The following is an 18,730-nucleotide window of genomic DNA, read 5'->3' as shown; positions in this document are numbered from 1 at the left end:
AGGGGGACGCATGGCCCGGGGCTTCCGTATCGCCAGCGCCTACGTCGAGGTGTCGGCGAAGACCGACAAGGCGCAGATGAAGCGCGCCGCTGAGCAGGTCGGACGCCAGGGCGGCGGCGCGTACTCGTCCGGGTTCGGGGCAGCTGCGGGCGCGGGGATGCGCCGCAACGCCGACCAGGCGCACAAGCCCATCCGTGACGCCACCGGCCGGTTCACCAAAGCGGGCCGCGGCGGAGGGTCAGCGTTCTCGTCCGGGTTCGGATCATCCGCCTCAGAGGGCATAGGCCAGGCCACGAAAAGCGTGGAGGGGCGGGTAAGGGAAACCTCGGGGCGGTTCACCTCTGCTGGCCAGGAGGGCGGCAAGGGGTTCACCAAGGGCACCAAGATGGGCCTGGCGGGGTTCGGGGCAGCCTTCACTCCGGTGACCGCGGCGGTCGGGGTTGTCGCTGGGCTGTTGGGCGGGACGGTGCTGGGCGCGTCCAAGGATTTCGAGGCCGCGCTGAACGGCGTCCGCGCGGTCACCGGGGCGACCGGCAAGGACTTCCAGGACCTTGAAGCGCTCGCGAAGGACATGGGTTCAACCACCCAGTTCTCCGCGACTGAGGCCGGCAACGCCATGGAGTTCCTCGGCATGGCGGGGCTCTCCACATCACAGATCATGGCGTCCCTGCCGGATGTGCTCGACCTGGCTGCGGCAGGCAACACTGACCTCGCCAGGACCGCGGACATCGCCTCGAACGTGATGTCGGGGTTCGGGATTGAGGCGGAGGAGTCTGGGCGGGTCGCGGATGTGCTCGCGCAGACGATGCGGTCCACGAACGTGGACTTGAACATGCTGGGTGAGTCGTTCCAGTACGCGGCGCCGCTCGCGTCCGCTGCCGGGTGGTCGTTCGAGCAGACCGCGTCCGCGATCGGTTTCCTCGGCAACGCCGGCATCCAAGGCTCTGCTGCGGGTACCGGCCTCAACAACATCTTGGCGACCCTGTCCGACACTTCCTCCACCGGGGGGAAGAAGCTCCAAGAGTTCGGTGTAGCCGCCCATGACACCAACGGCGAGGTGCGCCCCCTCACCGACGTCATGCGGGACCTCGCCGCTGAGGGCGCGGACGTCGCAGACGTCGTCGGCATCTTCGGTCTGGAAGCGGGCCCCAAACTCCAGTCCCTTTTGGGTCAGGGGGCGGAGGGTATTGAGGAGCTCATCACTGACCTGGAGGGCGCTGACGGTGCCGCCAGCGAGATGGCTGACATCCGCATGGACGGCCTCACCGGTTCGCTGAAGAGTGCTGGCTCCGCGCTTGAGGGCATGATGATCGCACTCGGGGACATGGGCATCCTCGATGCGGCCACCCAGACAGTCACGTCCTTTTCGGAGGGCATCCGCTCCCTGACTGGGTTCCTTTCTGAGCACTCCGCTGTCCTGAAGCCGATCATTACCGCGGTGGGGATTTTCGCGACGGCGATTGGCGGGGTCATCGCGGTTGTGCTTGGGCTCAAGTTCGCGGTCGCCGCTGTGGGTGCTGTGCTGGCGGTGGTGGCGTCCCCGATCGGGCTGGTGGCCGGGGCTGTTGGCCTGTTGGCGGTGGGGTTGTGGCAGGCGTGGAAGCGTTCGGAGACGTTCCGCACCGGGGTGTTGTCGGCGTGGGGTGCGATCAAGGACGCGTGGTCGGCTCTGTGGGACAACGCCCTCAAGCCTGGCTTGGATGCGTTGATGGCGGCGTGGCAGGACAACTGGCCTACGATCCGCGCTACTGCGGTGGAGGTGTTCGACCGGGTCAAGGAGGCGTGGTCGAACCTGTGGGACAACGCCCTGAAGCCGGGGTTGCAGGCGGTGGTGGGGTTCGTGCGCGAGCACTGGCCCGCCATCAAACAAACCGCCTTGGATGTGTTCGGTGCGATCCAAAGCAAGATCGATGAGATCCGCCCGCACGTGGAGAAGGTGTTCGGGCAGATCGGTGAGATCGTCGCCGGTGTGCTCGGGTGGCTGCAGGGCGCTTGGGAAAAGCACGGCGGGTGGATCATGGGGACCATCAAATTCCTCATGGCAACGGTGGGTGGGATTTTCAAGGGCGCGTTCCAGATCATCGGTGGGATCATCACCTCGGCGTGGACGATCATCTCGGGGATTTTCAAGGGCGCGTTCCAGATGATCGGGGGCATCCTCGACATCTTCATCGGTTTGTTCACGGGTGACTGGGCGCGCATGTGGGAGGGCGTCAAGGGCATATTCCAGGGGTTGTGGACCGCTGTGGTCGCGATCTTCCAGGGGGCTGTGTCACTCCTCGGTGGAATCGTTAGTGGTTTGATCACTGCGATTACAGCGCCGTTCAAGTGGTTGTGGAACTGGCTGGTCGGTAACAGCCTCGTTCCCGATCTGGTGAACGCGGTCGTGTCCTGGTTCGTGAAGATGCGTGACTGGGTCGCTGAGAAAGTCCGAGCCCTCATCGACAAGGTGGTTGGGTTCTTCACCTCGCTGTATAATCGTGCGGTTGCGATCGTTACAGCTTTGATCAAGGCCGCTGTCGCACAGTTCACCTTGATGCGGAGCCTGGTGATCGCGGTTGTAGCGGCGCTCCGTGACCGGGCCTTGGCGGTCTTCTCGGGGCTGCGTGACAGGGCTCGGGGGATCGCGGACAACATCCGGGACTGGATCACCTCACGTATCAGCACGTTGCGGGACCGTGTCGTGAACCGGTTCGAGTCGCTGCGGGACAAAGCGATCTCAGCGTTCACCAAGGCCAAGGACGGAATTAAGGACGTCTGGGACAAGCTGAAAAGCGCCACGAAGGCCCCGGTGAACTTCGTCATCGAGACGGTGTACACCGAGGGCATCAAGAAGTTTTGGGACTCCATCGCCACGAAGATCGGCATGTCCGAGCTTCCTCCGATCACGAAGCTCGCTACCGGTGGACGGACAAAGGGCGGAACCCCCGGGGTCGACTCGATCCCCGCCCTGCTGATGGCGGACGAGTACGTGGTGAAGAAGTCCGCTGCGCAACGCATCGGCTACGACAACCTGGAGTACATGAACCAGACCGGTCAGATGCCGGTGCAGAAGTTCTCCAAGGGCGGCATCGTTGACGCAGTCGGCGGTTTCATCAGCAAGGGCAAGGACTTCTTCACTGACGGGTTCATGAAGGCGGTCCGGGCGGTCACCACCCCGATCATCTCCACACTCAAAAGCGAGTTCGGGACCTCGGGTTTCAAGGGGTTGCCGACGAAGATCGTGCAGAGCGTGGTGGGTAAGCTCCACGATTTCCTGTCGCCGTTCGAGGATGACCTGTCAGGCGGTGACGGCAGCAAGGTTGTACAGGTCGCGCGCGACCAGGTCGGCATCTCGGGGCGCCCGAACAAGTTCACGAAAGCACCCGGGATGTGGACTGATGAGTGGTGCGGGATGTTCGTGGACTGGGTGTTCAAGAAAGCAAATGCTTTCGGTGCACTCAAGGGCGTGAACGGCACTCCTGCGGTGCGGAACTACACCTCCCTGCCGAAGGTGTCGAAGGCGAATGCCCGCCCGGGTGACTTGCCGCTGTACCGGGGCGACACCGGGCACATCAACATTTTGGCTGACCCGAAGACGGGGGAGACGGTCGGCGGCAACGAGTCGAACTCGGTGCGGAAGCAGTTCGGGTACGTCAACAGCGCCTCCTCCATCCGCCGCCCGAAGTTCGCGTCCGGTGGTCTGGTGGACGCCGCAGCTGTGCAACGCGCAGGCGGTCTGGAGGAGCTGCGGGCCATCGCCCACCAGGACGGCGAGGAGACCCCCGACCGGTTCCTGACCAGTGCGGAGCGGCAGCGCCGGGACCTGTTCTCGCCGATGCCGGACCTGCCCGCCACCCACGACGACGGCGGTGTGGTCCTCGACAAGCACGCCGGAGTGAACCGCAAGGGCGAAGCGGAACTGATGGTGCTGCGCGAGGAGATGCGCACCTGGGCAGCCGCGGCCAGGGGTGGAGGGGACACCTACAACTTCGGCCCCGGGTCGGTCGTCATCGAGGCGCGCACCCTCAAGGAAATCCAAGACGTGAAGGACTTCTTCGACCGTATCCAGCAGGAGTCGCGCCGGCACGGCGCCCGCGCACGAGTAGGAGCACCCACGCGATGAGCACAGCCAAAGACCGGTGGGAGGCCAACCCCGACCGGGGTACGGATGGGCGGCTACGCGCAACAGGCCGGTACGGCGCGGCCACAGTCGGCCACGTCGAGGACGCCCCGGGCGGCGTGCTGCTGGTCTGGGCCGGGCCGAAGAAGGGGCGCCCCGCCCTGCGCCTGGTCGACCCCGCCCAAGGGGACCCCGGAGCGACCGTCGTGGCACTCACCGGCGGGGCACAGGAGGCACGCAGGTGAGCACCACAGTCATCCTCGGAGAGTCCTCCGACGGCTATCTCGAATCCAGCAGTAGCAGCTATTCCAGCGCCCTGTCCGGGGCCAACCTGCTCGCACCCGGCAGCAGTGACCCGCTGATGTTCCACGGCCAGTCCCTCGCCTCCGGCGTTCGCTACGTGTGGCAGTCCTTCCTCCAGGTGAGCTGGACCGCGGACAGCAGCGAGACCCCCGTGGCCGCGTACCTGCGTGTACAGGCCGGGTCCACCTCGGGCGCCGGGACCGCCCGCGACCTAGAGGTGCGCAGCTACGACTGGGGCGCCGGCGTGAACACAGGTGACTGGCGTACCCCCTCCCAGCTGGGGGCTTTGACTTTAGCAGGGCGGGTCGCTGACGCCCACCAGGCGGGCAGCCTACAGATCCGCGCCGGCTTGGGGCTGGGCGAGCTGTCCTCCTCCGGGTCCTTGCGGTATGTGGTGTGCTCCTCCCGTAACCGCCTCCAGCAGGCACCGTCCGGGGTGGAGTGGCAGACGCTGCGCCAGGCTGAGACGTCCAACACCACCAGTCAGCGCCCGACCCTGTACTCCACTGCGGCGACCAAGCACCACCTGGACCTGTCCGTGGGTGGGCAGGTGCAACTCTCCGATGGCACGCATGTGTACCTGGAGCAGGACGATGTGGCGCCGGGGCCGCTCACCTTCTCCGTGGTGTGGCATGACGGCACCACAGCCACGGTCATTGACACCCTCAACTCGGTGGCGCCCCGCCGGGGCGTGCAGACCGTGGGGGTGTGCCGCGATGAGGACGACACCGTGTACGTCGCGAACGACTCCGGGTCCAACCAACTCATCATCCGCTCCTACACCCGGTCGGGTTCGTCGTGGTCGGTGGGGGCGAACCGCACCGGGGCGCTGCCCACTTACGGGAGGCGGGTTAACAACCTGGCTATGGCTTGGCATCCGCAGGGAGGCACGCGCGGCACGGCCGTGGCCCTGGTCGGCCGGGAAGTAGACGACAACACCGGCACCCAACTGGCCTACGCCCTCATCTCGTGCGACCACGTCGTGGACGGGTCTGGGAGCCTGTTGCGCGGATCCGGCAACGCCGACGGCACCCTTGTGGATGCCTCCGCCCCGCCCGGGTACAACAACTGGCCCAACGAGACCGGCACGCTCGCGGACGTGTGCGCGGTCCGCGACGCCAACGGTGACGTGTCCAACCGCGGGTTCGTCCAGTGCACGGCCAAGCACCAGACCCTCGGGCAGCGCTCCTACCAGTCCATCGGCCGCTACCAGCTGGCTTCGGACGGGACCACGATCAGCACCGCCCGCACCCTGGACACCGTGTCGGGGTACGCCGTCAAGGACGCCGACGCTAAATCCCGCATCCTGCCTATCTCCACAAGCCAGTTCGTGACCGTGGCCGCCTCCTCCTCGGAGGAGTACGGGCTGACGGTCAAGCACCGCCAGCAGAGCACCGGCACCAGCAGCTTCAACGTGCTCGCGGACGTGCGCTTGGACGCCCAAGGGCTGGCCACCATGCCCGACCCCGGCACCCTGGCTACGAGCTCGGCATGGGACGCAGTGTACGACCCGGTCACGAACCTGGTGTGGGTGTACTACCTCGACGCTGGCGACGGTCAGCGGCTGATGAAGACCCACGTCGACTTGACCACGGGCCTGGCGGCGGGGGATGAAGTGGAGGTCGACGCCAGCGTCGGCTCCGCGGGGTCAACCAACCACGCCCTGCGGGTGCACCGCGGGGAGACGGTGGGCCAGCAGATCCTCATCTCGGTGGCGAACGAGGCCTCGGGGGCACACTCGACCCTGTACGTGGTGGAGGAGGTGAACCTGCCCCCCGACGCGCCGGCGTTGGACTCGCGCGCGAACTTCGATGCCGACGACGCTGCGACGTTCACGTGGACATTCCGCGACCCCAGCGACACCGACACCCAGTCAGCGTTCCAGCTGGAGATCTACGATGACACCACCGACACCCTGGCGCACGACACCACCAAGACCGCCAGCACGGACGAGTCCTATGAGATGACTGCGGCCACCCTGGACAACGGGGAGGACTACCGGTGGCGGGTGCGCACATGGGACTCCTCCGACGAGGAGGGCCCCTACAGCGGTTTCCGGTCCTTCTCCACATCCGCGTCGGGCAACGTCACCGTCACCTACCCCGACACCGACAATGAGGACGGCATCGAAACCGCGGACGTGCAGATCGAGTGGGAGGTGACGGGAGCAACCCAGGAGGACTACCGGGTTGTGGCTGTGGCCACCGCGGATGAGTCCACACATTCGGACACCGGGTGGGTGGCCAGCACTGACACCACCTACCTGGTGGAAGGCCTGGTGTCGGAGGCCGAGTACCGGATCGAGGTGACGATCCGCGACACCGGCGTGGAGTCCTCGACTGGTACCCGGCTGATCACCCCCGACTACACCAGCCCGACCGTTCCGGTGGTGACAACCACCCCGGTGCCGGATGGGGCCTACATCCGTGTGGCCGTGGACAACCCCACCCCGGGCGAGACCCTCGCCGCGCTGGATGGGACTTTCGAGGACGGCGTCACCGGGTGGGAGGCCGCCCCGGTCGGCACGGTGACGGTGGGGCAGTCCACCGATCAGGCCTATGCGGGCACCTACTCGGCGAAGGTGGCTGCGGTCGGCGCTAGCGCGGCGGCGGGGATACGGCCTGAGGAGGACAGCCGGGTGGAGGTGGCCGAGAACGACCGCTACACCGTCACCTTCTGGGCGTACAGCGCGGCCGGGCACACCGTGCGCGCCGCCCTGGATTTCTACGATGATGACGGGGTGGCGCTGTCCACGAGCTCAGCGGACGTGCCGGTGCCCGCAGCGGAGTGGACGCTTGTGGAGCACTCGGCGTCGGCACCTTTGGGTGCGGTGGCCGCCGGGTACGGCCCGTCGCTGGTGTCACCGGTGGACGGGGACGTGCTGTATGTGGACAACCTCGACGTTCGTACCGCCACCGACGTCCCGTCGCCGACCGGCAACGAGATCTGGCGCTCCGACAACGGGGATGCTGCGGTACTGGTCGCCACGGTCACTCCCGGCACGTCCTACCGCGACTATCTGGCAGGGTCGGGGCGCGAGTACACCTATCACGCGCGCGTCCTCACTGCGGGCGGGGCGACTACCACCTCCGCTCAGGTGGCCGGGTCGGTGTCCTTCCTCGGGGTGTGGATCCACGACCCCACCGACGCTGAGGGCACGATCCGCCAGTACATGTACGGCAGGTCGCAGCGTTCCGACAACACCACCGTTGAGCAAGCTTCCCACCACTTTGTGGGGCGCCCCAATCCGGTGACGTTCTTCGGGGAGCACGAGACCCACGTGTGGGATGTGATTGTGGATCTGCCCGAGGGGCCCGAGCGGATGGAGGTCACCGACGGCCTGCGCGCGTGGGCTACCGCTCGCCGCACCCTTGTCGGCCGTGACAACCGGGGCCGGGTGTTCATCTCCACGATGGGGGACCTGCCTGTGGACGACCAGGACTGGGGCGAGCAAGTCAGTTTCACGCTGACACGGGTGTCCTCGGACCTGCCGGGAGGTGAACTCTGATGCAGCCCATTCCCGGGCAGGGCCCCCACAACCCCAACGGGCACGCCGAAAGCTCGGTTCTGCGCGGCATCCAAGGGCTGGACGGGTCCACACGGTGGACGTTCCGGTTCGAGCTCCTCGACAAAGACGACACCTTTCTGCGGCACATGGATGACGGTGAGGTCGAGGCGCGCTCCAGCCGGGTCACGTTGAACAACCTTGCGGACATCCCCCGGGACGCGAAGTTCCGCGTCCGCGCGGACGCGCGCGTGGACTGGCTGTCGGACCGCATCAAACCGTGGGCCCGTCTACACCTGCCGCCCTACGGGGCGTCGGATTGGGTGGAGTGGCCGCTCGGGGTGTTCGTCCTGGAAACCCCCGACCGTCTCGCCGACGCCACCGGTACCACCTGGCGCGATATCGAGGCTTACGACAAAACCATCATCCTCTCCGAGGAGGAACTGCCCGACCGGTACTCCACGGCTGGGCACCTGGACGCTTCCGACGATTTCCTACGCGATGTGTCCGGGGCATGGGGAACCCCCGATGTGGGTGAGCCATGGGCGAGCAACGCAATCCCCGGAACTACCAGCGCTGTCACCTCCTCTGATGGCGGGTACGGGTCCGTGACACTGACATCGTCATCGTCCACGGTGCGGGTGTGGGTGCCGTTCCGCCGCTACCGGGACGGGGAGGTGTATACCCGGGTGGGTGTGGATCAGGTTGCGGCGGGCTCAGCCATGCTGCCAGCGGTGGTGCTGCGCTACATCAACAGCTCGGCGTTCTACCGGTTGCGGGTGCACTTCAACACCGACAACACCATCTGGGTGACGGTCGCGAACGTGGTCACGCAGGTGGGGGCTACCGAGGACACGGGGCTGACATATGCGCCGGGGGATTGGGTGAATGTGCGCGCCCGCCTGGTGGGGCAGGAGTTCCAGGGCAAGGTGTGGGCGGACGGGGATGAGGAGCCCGCAGGGTGGACGATCGAGCGCACCATCGAGTCCGCGCTGCTCTCCGAGGGCTATTTCGGGGTGGCCGGGTCAACGTTCGGGTCCAACACCAACACCGACCCGCAGTTGCGGTATGAGGTTTTCGAGCTGGATGCGAACCCGGCCAGGCTGGTGACGGGGCACGTGCGTCGGGCTCTGGAGCAGGGCGGCCTGGCCCGCCACGATGTCACTCCCTCCACTGAGACTCTGTCGTCGGTGCGCGAGTGGGATCCGGGCACCACACGGCTGGCCATCATCAACGACCTGCTGGCCATCATCAACTACCGGCCGCTGCACTTCGATGAGCACGGTGTCGCGATTGCGCAACCGTATTTGCCCCCTTCGGAGCGCGCCCCTGAGTACGTCTACGCTGACGATGACCGATCCATCATGCTGCCTGACATGGGTGAGACCCTGGATCTGCACTCTGTCCCCAACCAGTGGACCCTGACCTCCAGCGAGGCGGACACCGATCCGGTGTCGGTCACCTTCACCAACTCGGACCCGGCTTCCCCCACATCGACGGTGCGGCGCGGGCGGACGATCAGCGCACGCCACACCGAGGAAGAAGCCTCCTCCGAGTCCGCGCTCATTGAGCGGGTGGCGCGCATCGCCACCGAGTCGAGCCAGCTGTTCCAGGCGGTCGACCTGGACACCGCCCTCAACCCTTTGCATTCCGCTCATGATGTGGTGAGGCTGCGCCGTGACGGCATGGCCTTGGATGCGGTGTACACCTCCCACACCTGGGAGTTGCCCCTGGATGCGTCCGGGGTCATGCGGCACAGTATTCGCCGTGTCGTCACCCTGGGTACCCCCTCTGATCCGTCCATCGTGGTCGGGGATGTCACGGTCACCGGTGCTTTGGAGGCTGGCAACTTCGCCACGGGCACAGTCACTTTCAGCCCGGTCGCGGGGGTTCCCACGTCGGTGCAGATCACCGGCCTGGGGTTGGCGGGGCGAGGCCCGGTGCGGGTGCAGGCCACCCCGGTCACTACCAGCCCCGGCAGTGGGGTGGTGGAGACCAGTATCGGCTACCCCACCCCGGACGGTTTCGTGCTGTGGCTGTACCGCACCACCACCACGGCCACTGACGTGCACTGGCTCGCGATCCGAGGAGCATGATGGCGACGATTTTGGACCATGACCTGCGTATCTCCGGCGCCTTGGAGGCGGGAAACATTGCCCAGGGCAACGTCACGATCACACCGAACGCGAACACTCCGACCTCGGTGGCCGTCACTGGGCTGTCCCTGGCCGGGGCGGGCACAACCCGGGCGTGGACGACCGCGAACACCCTAGTTCCGGGGACCGTGGTGGAGACCTCCGTGACGGGTGTGGACGAGACAGGACTGACCATCTGGGTGTACCGGGAGAACACCACCGACACCTACATCCGGTGGCTGGCGATCCGGGATCGGGAGTAGATGATGGCGGCCTATGACGACGATGTGGTGGTGACCGGCGCCGTGTCCGCCGGGAACATTTTCCAAACCATGGTGACGATCACCCCCACCCCGGGGGTGCCCACCTCGGTGGAGGTGGCCGGGGTGAACCTGCGTGGTACTGGCCCAGTGCAGGCGCAGGCGACCGCGCACACCACGGTGCCCGGAGTTTCTGTGACCGAGGTAGCGGTGTCCTCGGTGACCCCTTCTGGGTGCCTGGTTTGGCTGATGCGCAGCACATCCGCTGCGACGAACGTTTCCGTGCTCATGTGGAGGGACCAATGAGGCAGGACAACCGTGGACAGAGCCGCGCCGACTACGACACGCGGGCCCGCCAGTTCCGGAAGAAGCTCGCGACGGAGGCAGCCAAACCCACCGGGCAGCAGCACTTCCCCGAGGAGGCCCAGGACTGGGAAGGGGTGTGGGCCGTCGCGACCTGCCACACCAAGGGGTGCCGCTCCCAGGGCGTGCCTGACCGCCGCTGGTTCTCAGAGACCCCCTCGGGTGTGCAGGCGGTATGCGGGTACTGCGGTCAGCCACCTCGTCTGATCGCGACCTTCGACGACGGGGAGCACGAGATACCCAACGCTTTCCCCGCCCCACCTTCCCATGAGCCCTCACCCGCAGACGAGGAGACCACCGTGCAGGGGCCGCTGGAGGTGCCGGGTGGACACTGAGCGGATCCTCTCAGCGGTCGCCGGGTACACCGAGGCGACCCGGCCCCGCACGTCAGCGGACCGCCCCAACCGGTTCGCGACGATCTCCTACGACCACGACCCCGGCGGGGCGCACGCACGCCGCCCACAGGTTGTTTTCGACGGGGAGGACACGCCGGGCCACAAACGCTACCCGGCACTAGGGGGGTACCTCCCGATGCCTGGGGACCGCGTCATGATGGTCCCGGACGGGATGCACTCCTATGTGATCACCGGGGTCGCGCGCACAGCCCAGGGGTGCCCACTCGACCCAGGAGTGCTGGTGTTCCAGGCGTTCCGCTCTGGTTCGCAGTCCATCTCCAGCCAGGTCAGCCCGGTGGCTGATGACGCCCTGCAGTGGGATCTGGTGACGCTGGACCGGGTGCGCGGCTGGGCACAGGACGCCCCTACCCGATGGTCGCCAACGGTGCCTGGGTGGTGGCAGCTGTCGGGCGGGGTGGGTTTCGCTGGTTCGACCTCGGGTTCGCTGCGCGCCGCTGCGTGGGCGGTGGACGGGTCGCTGCTGACGGGCGGGTCGGGGCGCCCGCATGTGACGTCGTCGCTGACGAGTGCTGCGTTGTCTGCTGAGGCGCGCACGCTGTCGGTGGCGTTGCTGCCGGGCCAGTATGTGGAGCTGTGGGCTCAGCAGAACACCGGGGCGGATCTGGGCTTGTCGACGGGGGCGCTGCGCCCGTTTGTGGAGGTGCAGTACGTGGGTCCGCTATGAGCGCCCGAGGAGCCTTCTCCAGAGCCTTCTCCAGAGGCTGGGCCGGTTGCGTTTGGCCCGGGTGTGGAGTTCGCGGCGCGCGTCGCGTGCAGCGACCACCAGGGCGGCTTGCCAGTACGCGGCGTCGGGGGAGGCGGGGCGGCGCCGTTTCGGGGTGCGGCGTGCTTGCTGTTCGACACGCGGGTCTTGATGGGTGATGAGGGTGCGGGCGCGCAGGCTGTGGTCAGGCATCGAGGCACCGCACGTCCACCTTGGTGATTTTGTCGATCGCGACCAGGGTGAACCCGCCTTTTCTGTCGTCGAAGGCGGTGAATTTCTCCTCGGAGAGCTTACGGCCGAGGTAGGCCTCCAGGGTTTCGTCATCGTCGTCGCTGGTGGTGAGACGGACGTCTTGGGTGTCGGTGTCTCCGAGGTGGAACGTGGCCAGGTATTTGGGCATGCGGGCCTCCTGATCACGAGTGTAAGACGGGTCGGGGTTTCCCCGCAGCAACCGCAGGGCTGCGGGTAGCGTCCCATCTCCTGATATCCCCCTAAGCCGAGGAGCGCGCCATGGACGACAAGCAGCCAATGCCAACGTGGAAGAAGTGGGCGATCGGAGTTGGGATCTTCGTTGGGCTCGGTCTGGTCGGTGGGCTGATGCAGGCGGTCGGCATCATTGAGGAGGACACCCCGGTCCCGCGCGAGGAGCCCACCGGTGAGGCAGCCGCTGAACCTGAGGAGGAGGACGCCTCGCCGGCCTCCGGGGGAGAAGAAGCGGAGGAGTTGAAGTCCAGCGAAGGCCAGTTCCTCGAAGCGGTCTACGAGGCCGCGGAGGAAGCTGGTTCGGGGATTCACGGTAAGGGCGATGAGTGGGTGCTCGATCTGGGGTGGGCAATCTGTGATGACATCGAGGGTGGCATGACGCCCACGGAGGTGGTGGTGTCGTTGGAGCGGGCCAATGATGGGGCGGTGGATCCGGTGGGGCCGGTGGCGTCGCCGTTGGTGGGTAACGCTCAGCTCTACTTGTGCCCGGACGCCTGACCTGTGTTGACGCGGAAGGCCCACACCATTCGTGGTGTGGGCCTTCCTTTGTGCCCGGCAACCCCCAGGAGCGGGTCCTCGCACCTGCGACCATACCTCAAAAGCATGGTTCTCTATGTGTTCATGCCGGTAAGGCATAATAGGGGTGTGACAAAAAGGGACCTTTCGGGGGGAGGGGCCAATGCCTGTCTGTGAAGGGCGCCTATGAGTGCCCCCATCGAGTTCGGGCCTTGGGTTCTATGGCTGGCCGCGTCGGTGCTCGCGTTGGGCGCTTTTGCGACAGCGTGCGCAGCGATCACTAGGGGAGTGCGGGCGGCCACGAAGTTCGCGCGCACAGTGGACCGGTTCTTCCGGGAGTGGTTCGGGGAACCCGAGGACCCGCAGCGTGGAGAGCCTCGGAAGCCGGGGATACCGGAGCGCCTGGGCGAGGTCGAAACGCACATGGGTCGTATGTGTGACCGGCTGGGGTCTGTGGAGTCACGCACGGAGGCCATAGAGCACGAGATGCACCCGAATTCGGGGACGTCGTTGCGGGATGCGGTGGATGACATCCGCAAGCAGACCCGTCGCCCTCATGCGCCGTCGGTTCATCAGACGTTCGTGTCCCAGGGCGATACAGCGTCCGATCCGCACCACTCAGAGGAGTAGGCCGTGAGCCGACCATCTAAGTACGTTTCCCGGTCCGATCTGGGGTGGGGCACGTCTCCGGCCTCTCGGGCGGACCCGCGGTCGGGGCTGGTGGTCCACTACGACGGGTCCGATCAGGGGCTTGTGCACGGGGACTTGGGCGATTTTCTCGCCTACTGGCGCAACACCCGCGCGTTCCACACCGGCCCCAGCAGGGGTTGGGACGACATCGGGTACAGCTTCGGGGCCACGCCTGGCGGCTACATCGTGGAGGGGCGCGGGCTGTACCGGCAGCAGGCCGCACAGCCGGGTGGGAACTCGACGCACTACAGCGTGACGCTGGGGCTGGGCCCCGGCGAGACCCCGACCGCCAACCAGATCAACGCGGTGCGGGAGCTTCGCCAGTGGCTCATGGAGGAGGCCGGCAACGCCGGGACCGTGCTCGGACATCGCGACTTCATCGCGACGTCTTGCCCGGGGGACAGGGCGTATGCCCTGGTCAAGGACGGAACGTTCACGCAGCCCCCCGGGGCGATCACTACCGACGAGATGGGGACAGAGCACATGCTGGGACTCAGGCGAGGCGACACGGGTGTGGCGGTTAAGGACCTGCAGCACTACCTCAAGGATGCTGGGTTTCCCCCGGCGAACTCCTACTTCGACGGTGACTGGGACGGGGTCTATGGCGACGGTGTCGCTGATGCCGTGCTGGCCTGTCGTCACTCCATGGGTTCGGGTGCGACCAGCGGCGACACTGTCAGCTACTGGGCGCTCAACCAGATGAGGAAGGCTTGGTTCCGTCGCCAGTTCCAGATCAGCCTGGCGGACGTGGACCCTCCCTCGGGTGGTACAGGCACCGTTGACCCGCAGGCTCTGGTGGGCGCCACCCTGACCACCAAGGTCACGGAGGTGCAGCCTTAATGGGCGCTGGCTGGTCGTGGCAGTGAGCACCGTGCACGTCGTCCCGAACGGCGACTTGATTGAGCACGACAGCAGCGGCGGTGAGTGCCCTTGCGGCCCTACCACGGAGCCGGTGAAGGCTGTCGACGGGTCGGTGGGCTGGCTGGTTTCCCACCATTCGCTCGACGGGCGAGAAGCGCATGAAGAAGCGGGGCCGGATGGCCCATAGAGCAGGAAGAGAGCCCATGCAGAAGATCGAGACGAAGGTGACTGTGGCGACGTTCCTCAGCCTCGCGGCTGGTGTGGCGCTGGCGGTGCTGACGGCGGTGCAGTCGGACCCGACGGTGATCTCCGGGTTGCCGGACACGGTGCAGTTTCTGCTGATTTCGGCGTTGCCGCCGGTGGTGACGTTCCTGGGCGGGTATGCGGCGCCGCACACGGCGCGTCCTCCGTCGGATAGCTGACCCCACGCACACGTGCGCCCCACCTCCTTTTGGGGGTGGGGCGCTTTGTTGTGTCAGGCGCGGGGGACGTAGACCTTGGTCTTGCAGACCGGGCACGGGCCCAACCGCGAGTCGAACATCCCGTGCCCCTTGCGGCAGGGGATGAGCGCTGTCAGGATGTGGCGGATCATCGGGGGTCCCCCTCTCCCTGCCACGTGAGCTCGGGCCGGTCGAGGTCGTTGACCTCGGTGTCGAGTTCGCACAGGGTGTGCCCCTGGGGGATGTGGACCTGCCCGATGACGCCCCGGGTGTGGTCGAGGATGGTCAGGTCGTGCCCCCACATGTAGGCGACGGCGTCGATCCCGACGGCCTGGAGCTGCGCGAGCACCCACCGGCCGACGGGGGACGCGGACGGGGTGTCGTCGCTGCAGGGGTGCCCGAGGATGTTGTCCTGGGCGATGAGGCCTGCGAGCTCGTTGGTGGTCAGGGCTTCGGTGACGTCGATGATCTGGTCGAGCTCAGCGTTGACGGTGGTGGTTCCGAGGCGGGGCGGGGCGATAGTGTTCAGCACGGTTCCTCTTCTCTTCACGGGGTTGGGTTCCATCGGGCCCGCTGGAGGTGGAAGCTCCAGCGGGCCCTCTTCATGTGGTCAGGTGTCGTCCTCGTCGCGTGACCCCTCCAGCCCTCCGACAAGTCCTCGCGCCCTGTTGACAGCGTCGCGCTGGTTTTCGAAGTGCTCCACGAACTTCCAGCCACGTGCGATCCACACGGTCTCGCCGTCGATCTCAGTGCGGGACACTTCCGCGTAGTCCTCCATGCCGGAACCGAACCGGAACTCAGTGGTGTGCTCCAGGGCCTCCTTAGCCCACGCAAGTTCGCCACCGACGACACCCATGACCCGATCGATGCGCTTCACGTTCTGCTTCTCGTTCAAGGCGCGGCGGATGAGGGCTTCGATCCCGGACAGGTCGGTGGACTTCCCGCTCAAGGCTTCTTCGAGCTCGATCACCCGGCGGCACAGGTGCTCGTTGAAGCTCTGCTCGCTTTCCAGGTGCGTGTACACGCACCGTCCGCAGGTGACTTCGTCGAGGTTCTTGCTGCACATGCCCTGGGAGTCTTCGCCGCAGGCAGCGCGCCCGCGTCCGCTGCGGGCGGCGACCCAGTGGATGGTTCTGGTGGTCATCTAGCTGCTCCTTCGTTGTGGTGTTCCATCATGCGATCTGGTAGTGGGCTTGGATGGCCCGGTACTCCTCCCAGCTGATCCGGTCTTCCTCGAAAGCGGTCAGGTGGGTTTCGCAGAAGATCGCGTCGTCGTGCGCGACCTCCTCCCCACAGACGTCTTCGGCGTTGTCGGGTTCGTACAGGCACGTCTCGGTGAGCGGCGTGTACATGGCCTCCGGGGGCTCGTAGTAGCGGTCCTCAGCCGGGGTCACTGGACCACCTCCACTTCGGCGTCGGGCTTGGCGTACAGGTCAGCGGTGTCGTAGCAGCGGAAGGTCCCTTCGCCGTCGTCGGCGTCGAGGTAGAGCTTGAGCTCGTCGCCGTGGGGCTGGATGAGGGTGATGGTCCAGGTGCGGCCACCTGCGGGGTGAGTTCGCTGGCCTTCATGCGGGTCTCCTGCGTGTTGGTCAGTGCGGTTAGACGGAGTACATGCCGAGGTGTTGGATTCGGGCCAGGAGCGGGTCGGACCCGTTGGTGATGTCGGGGGCCCATCGCCACATCCAGCCGAGCATCTTCGCGTCGCGGCGCCGGTAGGCCTGGTGGGCGATGGTCATCCAGTGGGCGTAGTCGGTGCTGGTGGGGTCGAGGTCGTAGTCGGGGTTGGGCAGGTCCTGTCCACCGTTGTGTTCGGCGGCGAAGGCGCGGATCTCTTCGCGGGTCATCGGTGTCTCCTATGCGGCGAGGGCGAGCAGCTGGGTGATGGCGTGGCGGCGGGCGTCCTTGTACTCGGCCTTGCGGGGCTTGTAGGCGATCAGGCCGGTGAGGAACTGGCCGGCGGTGTAGCGGGTGCAGTCGCGGCGGATCCCGTTCTTCTTGGCGATGCCCTTGACGCCGCCGGTGATCTTCTTGCGGAGGGTGGACGCCATGCCTTCGGCGGTTTCGGCGTCGATGCCGAGGTGTCGGAGGTGGGAGGCAGCGGTGTGGAGGGAGTTGCGGTGCGCGGCGCGGCTGGCCTTGCGGGTGGCGACCTTGGCGCGGCGGCCGGCGCGGTGCATGTGGCGCTTGAGCTGGGCTTCGGTGACGGTGGGGCGCTGCTTCATGGGGTCTCCCTCGGGTTCGGTGTGAAGGTCAGTTGTCGAGTGCGGCCAGCGCGGTGGCGATGAACTCGCCGTCAGCGGTCAGAGTCAGCCGGGATCCGGAGAACTCCAGGAGGCCGATGTTCCGCAGCCCGTGCACCGCGTTCCCGTGGGTGCCGATCGCGCTGATCGAGGTGAGGTCGTAGGAGACCGACCCGCCGTTGCCCGCGATGGCCAGCAGTGCCGTGGTCCGAGCGGGGCTGAGCTTGGGGAGCGCCCGGATGCTGGCGGGGCGGACCATGTACTCGGTGCCGTCGGCGGTGGCCACGGTCACGAACTGCTGGATGCCGTCCTTGGTGCTGCCTTCGCCGTGGTCGGTGACCTTGCCGGTGAAGTGGACGGTCTCGCCGTTGAGCTCGGTGGATACGGCGACTCGGGTGTGGAGGGGGAAGTCCGCGCGGACCTGGCGGCGGTCTTCGTTGACCTTGCTGTCCTGGTTCTTCGTCATGTCCGCTCCCTCGTTCGTGCTGATGTCTCCATGATTACACATTCACTGTGAACTTGCAAGTGACTGTGACTATGTATTTACGGGTCACAGTGACTGTGAGACCCTAGAACCATGACCACCCACACCACAGACGAAGAACGCCTCAAGCGCATCCAGAGACTCAGCGACCAGATAGCCGACCTAGAAGAACGCCATCGCAAAGCGACGGCCCAGCTCAACGAGGAGATCTTCTACGCCTTCCCTGAGAACCGAGGGGAGACGGGCAAGCCGGCGCACGGATGGATCAAGAAGCTGATCGAGGGATCCAGGAAGTCCCGACAGCACATCAACGACGTGCGCGCCGGGAAGTACCGACAGGAGAAGGAGACCGGATCATGACCGAACCGACACGCGAGCAGCTCACCGAAGCTCTCCGCTGGGAGCTGGAGTGCCTGTGGGGCGACATGGCCGAAGCGCGCCGTGTCGCCCACAAGGGGTGCTGGTCGGTGGGGTGCGAGAGCATCGCGTCGCGCATCCAGGACATCACCAAGCTGATCGGCCCGGTCCCGTGGACGCATGTGCAGATGACGATCTTCCGTGAGGGGGAGGACGTCTTCGAGCGGGTGCACGCCGAGATCGGCATCACCATCTCGCAGGACGACATTCGGCAGGGCCGCGAGGCATGCGCCCGCTACCTGGAGACGCAGGGGGTCACCTCATGACGATCGTGGAGTTCCTCAACGCACGCTACGACGAAGGCACCCAGGTCGCGCTGCGCATCATCCAGACCCGGCCCGACGGGCTACTCGTGCGCCCCGTCCCCGGCTCCGGTCAGCTCTGGAGCGTCACCGGCGAAGGGCTACTCCGAGACATCGAAGCGAAGCGGAAGGTCGTTGAGGAGTGCGCTCGCGCGAACGTCAGCGACGTCGGGGACTTCGCTGCTGTGAACCTCGCAGACCTCGTGCTCCAGCAGCTCGCGTCCGTCTACTCCGACCACCCCGAGTTCGACCCCGAGTGGGCGTCATGACCAGCCCAGCGGGGGAGCAGTGGTACTGCCCGAACGATGACACCTGGACTCCAGCCGCCGACTGGAGGATCGAGGTCGAAGACGAACCCGGGCACCGCGCCTCATGGCACCACTGCCCCAACGGCCACGGGTTCCCAGGACGCAGCCCGCGCACGTTCCCCGACGCGGTCACGGCCGCGCGCGTCGTGACGTGGGAGGAGTACGTGCGGGACTGGGAACGCGGGTAACCCCTGCATGACGA

23 protein-coding genes are annotated in these 18,730 nt (G+C 66.4%); 15 read left to right on the top strand and 8 right to left on the bottom strand.

What is annotated here, in order from left to right; genetic code table 11:
* The first annotated feature begins 10 nt into the window (after nucleotides 1–10).
* From ACUKCB_RS08135 to ACUKCB_RS08100, 8 genes are read left to right on the top strand one after another with little or no spacing between them, the layout of a single operon-like run.
* The gene (locus tag ACUKCB_RS08135) at nucleotides 11–4,105 is read left to right on the top strand and encodes a phage tail tape measure protein (protein WP_473039882.1); all 4,095 of its coding nucleotides are present in this window, start codon (nucleotides 11–13) and stop codon (nucleotides 4,103–4,105) included.
* Nucleotides 4,102–4,347 carry a hypothetical protein gene (locus tag ACUKCB_RS08130; RefSeq protein WP_473039881.1) on the top strand — a complete coding sequence of 82 codons (246 nt, stop codon included), beginning with the start codon at nucleotides 4,102–4,104 and terminating at the stop codon, nucleotides 4,345–4,347. The genes ACUKCB_RS08135 and ACUKCB_RS08130 overlap by 4 nt, the downstream gene beginning before the upstream one ends.
* Nucleotides 4,344–7,913, top strand: coding sequence for a glycoside hydrolase family 78 protein (locus tag ACUKCB_RS08125; protein ID WP_473039880.1), 3,570 nt, complete (start codon nucleotides 4,344–4,346; stop codon nucleotides 7,911–7,913). Before ACUKCB_RS08130 ends, ACUKCB_RS08125 begins: the two co-directional genes overlap by 4 nt.
* Nucleotides 7,913–10,006, top strand: coding sequence for a hypothetical protein (locus ACUKCB_RS08120; RefSeq protein WP_473039879.1), 2,094 nt, complete (start codon nucleotides 7,913–7,915; stop codon nucleotides 10,004–10,006). The genes ACUKCB_RS08125 and ACUKCB_RS08120 overlap by 1 nt, the downstream gene beginning before the upstream one ends.
* Entirely contained in the window at nucleotides 10,006–10,308 is a 303-nt protein-coding gene (locus ACUKCB_RS08115) for a hypothetical protein (protein WP_473039878.1), read from the top strand. Before ACUKCB_RS08120 ends, ACUKCB_RS08115 begins: the two co-directional genes overlap by 1 nt.
* Before the next feature lie 3 nt (nucleotides 10,309–10,311).
* The gene (locus ACUKCB_RS08110; protein WP_473039877.1) at nucleotides 10,312–10,611 is read left to right on the top strand and encodes a hypothetical protein; all 300 of its coding nucleotides are present in this window, start codon (nucleotides 10,312–10,314) and stop codon (nucleotides 10,609–10,611) included.
* Nucleotides 10,608–11,003: a hypothetical protein gene (locus ACUKCB_RS08105; RefSeq protein ID WP_473039876.1), complete on the top strand. Its 396-nt coding sequence runs from the start codon at nucleotides 10,608–10,610 to the stop codon at nucleotides 11,001–11,003. Before ACUKCB_RS08110 ends, ACUKCB_RS08105 begins: the two co-directional genes overlap by 4 nt.
* The gene (locus ACUKCB_RS08100) at nucleotides 10,993–11,748 is read left to right on the top strand and encodes a hypothetical protein (protein ID WP_473039875.1); all 756 of its coding nucleotides are present in this window, start codon (nucleotides 10,993–10,995) and stop codon (nucleotides 11,746–11,748) included. The genes ACUKCB_RS08105 and ACUKCB_RS08100 overlap by 11 nt, the downstream gene beginning before the upstream one ends.
* Here ACUKCB_RS08100 and ACUKCB_RS08095 read toward each other — a convergent pair.
* Together ACUKCB_RS08095 and ACUKCB_RS08090 are read right to left on the bottom strand one after the other, a co-directional pair.
* The gene (locus ACUKCB_RS08095) at nucleotides 11,743–11,979 is read right to left on the bottom strand and encodes a hypothetical protein (RefSeq protein ID WP_473039874.1); all 237 of its coding nucleotides are present in this window, start codon (nucleotides 11,977–11,979) and stop codon (nucleotides 11,743–11,745) included. The two genes, ACUKCB_RS08100 and ACUKCB_RS08095, sit on opposite strands and share 6 nt — an antisense overlap.
* Nucleotides 11,972–12,187, bottom strand: a complete 216-nt coding sequence (locus ACUKCB_RS08090; protein WP_473039873.1) for a hypothetical protein — start codon at nucleotides 12,185–12,187, stop codon at nucleotides 11,972–11,974. Before ACUKCB_RS08090 ends, ACUKCB_RS08095 begins: the two co-directional genes overlap by 8 nt.
* Before the next feature lie 110 nt (nucleotides 12,188–12,297).
* Between ACUKCB_RS08090 and ACUKCB_RS08085 the strand changes: the two genes are divergently transcribed.
* The 3 genes from ACUKCB_RS08085 (at nucleotide 12,298) to ACUKCB_RS08075 (ending at nucleotide 14,759) form a co-directional block, all read left to right on the top strand.
* Entirely contained in the window at nucleotides 12,298–12,768 is a 471-nt protein-coding gene (locus ACUKCB_RS08085) for a DUF732 domain-containing protein (protein WP_473039872.1), read from the top strand.
* Nucleotides 12,769–13,506: 738 nt separating this feature from the next.
* Nucleotides 13,507–14,316 carry a peptidoglycan recognition protein family protein gene (locus ACUKCB_RS08080; protein ID WP_473039871.1) on the top strand — a complete coding sequence of 270 codons (810 nt, stop codon included), beginning with the start codon at nucleotides 13,507–13,509 and terminating at the stop codon, nucleotides 14,314–14,316.
* 224 nt (nucleotides 14,317–14,540) lie between these two features.
* Nucleotides 14,541–14,759 carry a hypothetical protein gene (locus tag ACUKCB_RS08075; protein ID WP_473039870.1) on the top strand — a complete coding sequence of 73 codons (219 nt, stop codon included), beginning with the start codon at nucleotides 14,541–14,543 and terminating at the stop codon, nucleotides 14,757–14,759.
* A gap of 166 nt (nucleotides 14,760–14,925) precedes the next feature.
* Here ACUKCB_RS08075 and ACUKCB_RS08070 read toward each other — a convergent pair whose 3' ends face one another.
* From ACUKCB_RS08070 to ACUKCB_RS08045, 6 genes are all read right to left on the bottom strand, one after another.
* The gene (locus ACUKCB_RS08070; protein WP_473039869.1) at nucleotides 14,926–15,309 is read right to left on the bottom strand and encodes a hypothetical protein; all 384 of its coding nucleotides are present in this window, start codon (nucleotides 15,307–15,309) and stop codon (nucleotides 14,926–14,928) included.
* 78 nt (nucleotides 15,310–15,387) lie between these two features.
* Nucleotides 15,388–15,921, bottom strand: coding sequence for an RNA-binding protein (locus ACUKCB_RS08065; protein WP_473039868.1), 534 nt, complete (start codon nucleotides 15,919–15,921; stop codon nucleotides 15,388–15,390).
* A 28-nt stretch (nucleotides 15,922–15,949) separates the two neighbouring features.
* Complete coding sequence (locus ACUKCB_RS08060; protein WP_473039867.1) at nucleotides 15,950–16,171, bottom strand: hypothetical protein; 222 nt, start codon at nucleotides 16,169–16,171, stop codon at nucleotides 15,950–15,952.
* 204 nt (nucleotides 16,172–16,375) lie between these two features.
* Nucleotides 16,376–16,621, bottom strand: coding sequence for a hypothetical protein (locus ACUKCB_RS08055; RefSeq protein WP_473039866.1), 246 nt, complete (start codon nucleotides 16,619–16,621; stop codon nucleotides 16,376–16,378).
* Between the two features lie 9 nt (nucleotides 16,622–16,630).
* Entirely contained in the window at nucleotides 16,631–16,999 is a 369-nt protein-coding gene (locus tag ACUKCB_RS08050) for a hypothetical protein (RefSeq protein ID WP_473039865.1), read from the bottom strand.
* Between the two features lie 28 nt (nucleotides 17,000–17,027).
* Complete coding sequence (locus ACUKCB_RS08045) at nucleotides 17,028–17,483, bottom strand: hypothetical protein (RefSeq protein WP_473039864.1); 456 nt, start codon at nucleotides 17,481–17,483, stop codon at nucleotides 17,028–17,030.
* A 111-nt stretch (nucleotides 17,484–17,594) separates the two neighbouring features.
* Between ACUKCB_RS08045 and ACUKCB_RS08040 the strand changes: the two genes are divergently transcribed.
* From ACUKCB_RS08040 to ACUKCB_RS08025, 4 genes are read left to right on the top strand one after another with little or no spacing between them, the layout of a single operon-like run.
* The gene (locus tag ACUKCB_RS08040; RefSeq protein WP_473039863.1) at nucleotides 17,595–17,861 is read left to right on the top strand and encodes a hypothetical protein; all 267 of its coding nucleotides are present in this window, start codon (nucleotides 17,595–17,597) and stop codon (nucleotides 17,859–17,861) included.
* Nucleotides 17,858–18,184 (top strand): hypothetical protein, encoded by a 327-nt coding sequence (locus ACUKCB_RS08035; protein WP_473039862.1) that lies wholly within the window; start codon nucleotides 17,858–17,860, stop codon nucleotides 18,182–18,184. The genes ACUKCB_RS08040 and ACUKCB_RS08035 overlap by 4 nt, the downstream gene beginning before the upstream one ends.
* Entirely contained in the window at nucleotides 18,181–18,489 is a 309-nt protein-coding gene (locus ACUKCB_RS08030) for a DUF6221 family protein (RefSeq protein WP_473039861.1), read from the top strand. Before ACUKCB_RS08035 ends, ACUKCB_RS08030 begins: the two co-directional genes overlap by 4 nt.
* Entirely contained in the window at nucleotides 18,486–18,716 is a 231-nt protein-coding gene (locus ACUKCB_RS08025; RefSeq protein ID WP_473039860.1) for a hypothetical protein, read from the top strand. Before ACUKCB_RS08030 ends, ACUKCB_RS08025 begins: the two co-directional genes overlap by 4 nt.
* Nucleotides 18,717–18,730 lie beyond the last annotated feature (14 nt).

Source organism: Nocardiopsis moroccensis (assembly GCF_055763695.1).
The sequence above is the reverse complement of the archived record's forward strand: the minus strand, read 5'-3'. Positions and strand labels throughout refer to the sequence as shown.

Excerpts from the sequence above, each read along its gene's own strand:
- ACUKCB_RS08110 (WP_473039877.1), top strand. The coding sequence starts at position 10,312 with ATGGCGGCCTATGACGACGATGTGGTGGTGACCGGCGCCGTGTCCGCC.
- ACUKCB_RS08055 (WP_473039866.1), bottom strand. The coding sequence starts at position 16,621 with ATGACCCGCGAAGAGATCCGCGCCTTCGCCGCCGAACACAACGGTGGA.
- ACUKCB_RS08045 (WP_473039864.1), bottom strand. The coding sequence starts at position 17,483 with ATGACGAAGAACCAGGACAGCAAGGTCAACGAAGACCGCCGCCAGGTC.
- ACUKCB_RS08105 (WP_473039876.1), top strand. The coding sequence starts at position 10,608 with ATGAGGCAGGACAACCGTGGACAGAGCCGCGCCGACTACGACACGCGG.
- ACUKCB_RS08120 (WP_473039879.1), top strand. The coding sequence starts at position 7,913 with ATGCAGCCCATTCCCGGGCAGGGCCCCCACAACCCCAACGGGCACGCC.
- ACUKCB_RS08095 (WP_473039874.1), bottom strand. The coding sequence starts at position 11,979 with ATGCCTGACCACAGCCTGCGCGCCCGCACCCTCATCACCCATCAAGAC.
- ACUKCB_RS08115 (WP_473039878.1), top strand. The coding sequence starts at position 10,006 with ATGGCGACGATTTTGGACCATGACCTGCGTATCTCCGGCGCCTTGGAG.
- ACUKCB_RS08090 (WP_473039873.1), bottom strand. The coding sequence starts at position 12,187 with ATGCCCAAATACCTGGCCACGTTCCACCTCGGAGACACCGACACCCAA.
- ACUKCB_RS08065 (WP_473039868.1), bottom strand. The coding sequence starts at position 15,921 with ATGACCACCAGAACCATCCACTGGGTCGCCGCCCGCAGCGGACGCGGG.
- ACUKCB_RS08050 (WP_473039865.1), bottom strand. The coding sequence starts at position 16,999 with ATGAAGCAGCGCCCCACCGTCACCGAAGCCCAGCTCAAGCGCCACATG.
- ACUKCB_RS08025 (WP_473039860.1), top strand. The coding sequence starts at position 18,486 with ATGACCAGCCCAGCGGGGGAGCAGTGGTACTGCCCGAACGATGACACC.
- ACUKCB_RS08035 (WP_473039862.1), top strand. The coding sequence starts at position 17,858 with ATGACCGAACCGACACGCGAGCAGCTCACCGAAGCTCTCCGCTGGGAG.
- ACUKCB_RS08040 (WP_473039863.1), top strand. The coding sequence starts at position 17,595 with ATGACCACCCACACCACAGACGAAGAACGCCTCAAGCGCATCCAGAGA.
- ACUKCB_RS08075 (WP_473039870.1), top strand. The coding sequence starts at position 14,541 with ATGCAGAAGATCGAGACGAAGGTGACTGTGGCGACGTTCCTCAGCCTC.
- ACUKCB_RS08085 (WP_473039872.1), top strand. The coding sequence starts at position 12,298 with ATGGACGACAAGCAGCCAATGCCAACGTGGAAGAAGTGGGCGATCGGA.
- ACUKCB_RS08030 (WP_473039861.1), top strand. The coding sequence starts at position 18,181 with ATGACGATCGTGGAGTTCCTCAACGCACGCTACGACGAAGGCACCCAG.
- ACUKCB_RS08135 (WP_473039882.1), top strand. The coding sequence starts at position 11 with ATGGCCCGGGGCTTCCGTATCGCCAGCGCCTACGTCGAGGTGTCGGCG.
- ACUKCB_RS08130 (WP_473039881.1), top strand. The coding sequence starts at position 4,102 with ATGAGCACAGCCAAAGACCGGTGGGAGGCCAACCCCGACCGGGGTACG.